Below are 3284 nucleotides of genomic sequence, written 5' to 3'. Positions count from 1 at the left end.
TTGCGTCCGTCTTCCTTCAGATTCCGCCTCACGGCGGACACCCTTGACTTTCGCTAACAGTTCCTACTGCCAAGTCTGTAGTGGACTTTCACCACCAAGTTGTCGCCCATGCCGGGCGCACGAAAAAAGCAGAGTGAGTCAAAATACTGACTTCACTCTGCTCGTAGACCGTATTATAATGATTTGTTTATCTTATCTACAGTATTCGACTGTCTTTTTTTCAATTCAAACGGGCTGGCCCACTCTTTAAGAGCGTCATAATCCGGATGATCTGAATCATTCATCACTTCAAGATAATAAGCATATCCTCCAGCTCCCCCTATATCTTCCGGAACGGGATCTCCCATCATCATTTTCAATCGCGGGCGAACCTGCTTATGTTCTGTCCATATTTTTCTAAGCTGAATAACATGCTCCCAGCTGTCACCCAGATCATAAATATAGCGGATTACCGAGTTTTCATCGTAAGATATCACATCGGAAAGCGTATGATGCGCTCCAGATCCTATATGATCATCGGTCATTCGGTTATAGTGCTGCATATGATAATAACCTTCGGATCCCATTAATGTGAAGCCGTCTTCTAAAATGAACTGGTGAAAATGGGAGTTGTTCCATAAGAAGACTTTCTGGATGACCGTGTGCAGGTCATCAAAAGAATAGTGCATCGGCACTTGAATGATGCGGATGACATCTTTCGCTCCTTCGAGTTTCAGTCGAACTCCCAGCTCAGCCACATCCACCGAATATGAAACTGATCCGGTTCCGATGATCTGCTCGAACTGGTTGGAAAAAGCATCTATCGCAGTCGGAGAACCGTCCTCCCCTTTCTTATTAATGCTGACTTTGTACGACCAGGTTTCCTGAAAGCATTCTTCATCGTCTGCCTGTTCACTATACATATGAAGAACGTTGAGTGCTGCGCTGTTTTTTCCAATTAAAGCCGCATCTGATGCTTTACTGGCCGTTGGTTTGGAATAATGATTAAAGTAAGCATTGACCGAGGTCTCAGAAAAACCCATCCGTTGCATCATTCGAGCCATTGCTTCGCTCAACCAGTCCCCAAACTCCAGATAATCCTCTTCATATGGTGAAAGAAAGATGAGGGTCAGACCAGTGCCGTCATTCGTCAGTACAAGGCAGTCATCCTGATCGACCGTCATCAAGTTTCCATGCCAGCTGAAAAACGGCTCATGCTTGTCTGCCGCTATCACTTCTTGAGAGATATCCATGGTGTCGTTAGAGTCATTCATAATTTTTTCTGCCTTTTTAAAGGCTTTTAACAGCTTGTTTGTTAAGTAAAGATGCATGGCGATCCTCCTTGAGTGTGGCTTACATGTCTTCATGCATGCTTGTATTCTTGGTGAATAGTCTAATCATACCGTTTTCCTTACCTGAGTTAAACAGCAAATTGTCCTGCAATGAAAATATGAGTTAATCAAACATCCCATTACTTGTTCAGCAGCTTATAACTAGAACTCATTCAGTCAGTCACTCGGCGGTCATCTGAAATAAAGTATTTCTAATTCTACTTTACTGATCTCTGTATTTAATAAGATATAACTAGACGCTGTCTAGTTACATCTTATTCTCTAAGAGCTTGATATCTTGTCATTATGAGGCTTGTAGTTGTAGTTTATTTATTTCTTAAAGGTGTTAATGCCATTAGAGGATCTGTAGTTACAGTTCAGTCTTTTCTAATTGGAATAATCTATTGCCAGATTCTCTTTAGTTACAGTTAACTGGTCAATTATTTTAATGAAGTCTCGTTAGATCAGCCACTAACAGCAGTTCGGCCCTTCCTGAATTCAAGGAAATGCCGTTACAGCATCTCTAATCTGGAAACCCCCACTGATTTAAGCAACTCTGCTTATAGTTGATCGATATACTATACATCCATATGCATGTAAAAAGCAGCTCGAATTACTTCGAGCTGCCTTCTCGTTAATCAAATTCTTCATACTCATTCCAACTCAGATCTTTAATCTTTAAAGACCACAAGTTTCTGGATGCGATAACTAACCAGAAAAATGACCAGATCAACTCCGGCTTTTAGAAAGACCTCTCTAAAACCAGTCAGCTGGAACAGTAAATAGACGGACAAACCAGAAGTAACTGCTTCTGCTACAGCTAATGAATAATAGCCTATAATTGTCTTGTTCCATTTACGTCTGCTCTTGAAAACAACTGAGCGGTTCATACAGTAATTAAATAGCGACGACCCTGCTCTCGCCAGAATGGTCGAAATAAGAATCCGCCTTCTGGCAAAGGTAAACCCAAGGATCAGTATGAACAATTGAAATAGCGTAATATCAAGTATAAAGGACGTTAGGGAAACGCCCATGAACTTAAAAAAATTTTTGAATAGCACCCAGTAAATTTCTGCAGAATCCTTGAAAGGATTGAAATGAGAGCTTTCATTCTCATTGATGTAGACCGTTTCGATCGGACATTCCTCTATCGTCAGATTCTGTCTGACTGCTGCAATCAGCATATTTGTTTCATAACTGAAGCGTTCGCCTTCAAGGTCTGTAAAATGATGTAAACTGTCCATATCTATGCCACGCAATCCTGTCTGGGTATCAGAAATGCGTTTTCCGTACAGCAGTCTGAACACATGTCGAGTAATAGTATTGCCCGTTTTGTTGGATAAAGGAACATTTTCAGAGTCAAAAGATCGGACTCCGAGGACCAGTTTACTCTGATCTTTAGATAAGGACTGACATATAGTCATAACATCGCTCAGTTTGTGCTGTCCATCTGCATCAGCCGTAATAACTCCATTCGCTTTGCTCATCTGCTCGTCATCCAATATGTAGGCAAACGCATTTTTCAGTGCTCTTCCTTTACCTTTGTTTTCGGAGTGCCGTATAACTTTTACATTATGATATGAGCTGCACCGGTCAAAAATTGACTGACAGGTATGCTCGCTTCCGTCATCAATGATGAGGATCGAAAGGAAACGCTCTTCACTCAATAAACGGACATAATCACAAAGTATTTCATTAGGATTCAGTGCCGGTATCACAATCACACAATTTTTCATACACTACCCTCTTTTAACTCGCTATAGTCGATCCTTATCAAAAAATATCCATATTCTGTTCATTATTAATTATAGCATATTTCCATGACAAGAGTCTAATAGAACAACTTAAAATATGTGTAAAGTTATTCTCGGAAATTTATTCTAGAAATCTGAAACGCAGTTTATTGTTTTTGTCTTTCTCAAGCCTATTTTGCTCTTCGAGCTTTTAAAAGGCTTGAGAAAGTCAGTTCTAATT

At 40.4% G+C, this 3284-nt stretch carries 2 protein-coding genes; both read right to left on the bottom strand.

What is annotated here, in order from left to right; genetic code table 11:
• Window positions 1-173: 173 nt before the first annotated feature.
• Entirely contained in the window at window positions 174-1310 is a 1137-nt protein-coding gene (locus ACYQ2O_RS11270) for a plasmid pRiA4b ORF-3 family protein (protein WP_459771150.1), read from the bottom strand.
• A 671-nt stretch (window positions 1311-1981) separates the two neighbouring features.
• The gene (locus ACYQ2O_RS11265; RefSeq protein WP_459796643.1) at window positions 1982-3046 is read right to left on the bottom strand and encodes a glycosyltransferase; all 1065 of its coding nucleotides are present in this window, start codon (window positions 3044-3046) and stop codon (window positions 1982-1984) included.
• Window positions 3047-3284: the final 238 nt, after the last annotated feature.

It is taken from the genome of Alkalibacterium sp. m-11, from assembly GCF_054658155.1.
Note: the sequence above shows the minus strand (reverse complement) of the source record. Positions and strands in the feature narration are given on the sequence as shown.

Excerpts from the sequence above, each read along its gene's own strand:
- ACYQ2O_RS11270 (WP_459771150.1), bottom strand. The coding sequence starts at position 1,310 with ATGCATCTTTACTTAACAAACAAGCTGTTAAAAGCCTTTAAAAAGGCA.
- ACYQ2O_RS11265 (WP_459796643.1), bottom strand. The coding sequence starts at position 3,046 with ATGAAAAATTGTGTGATTGTGATACCGGCACTGAATCCTAATGAAATA.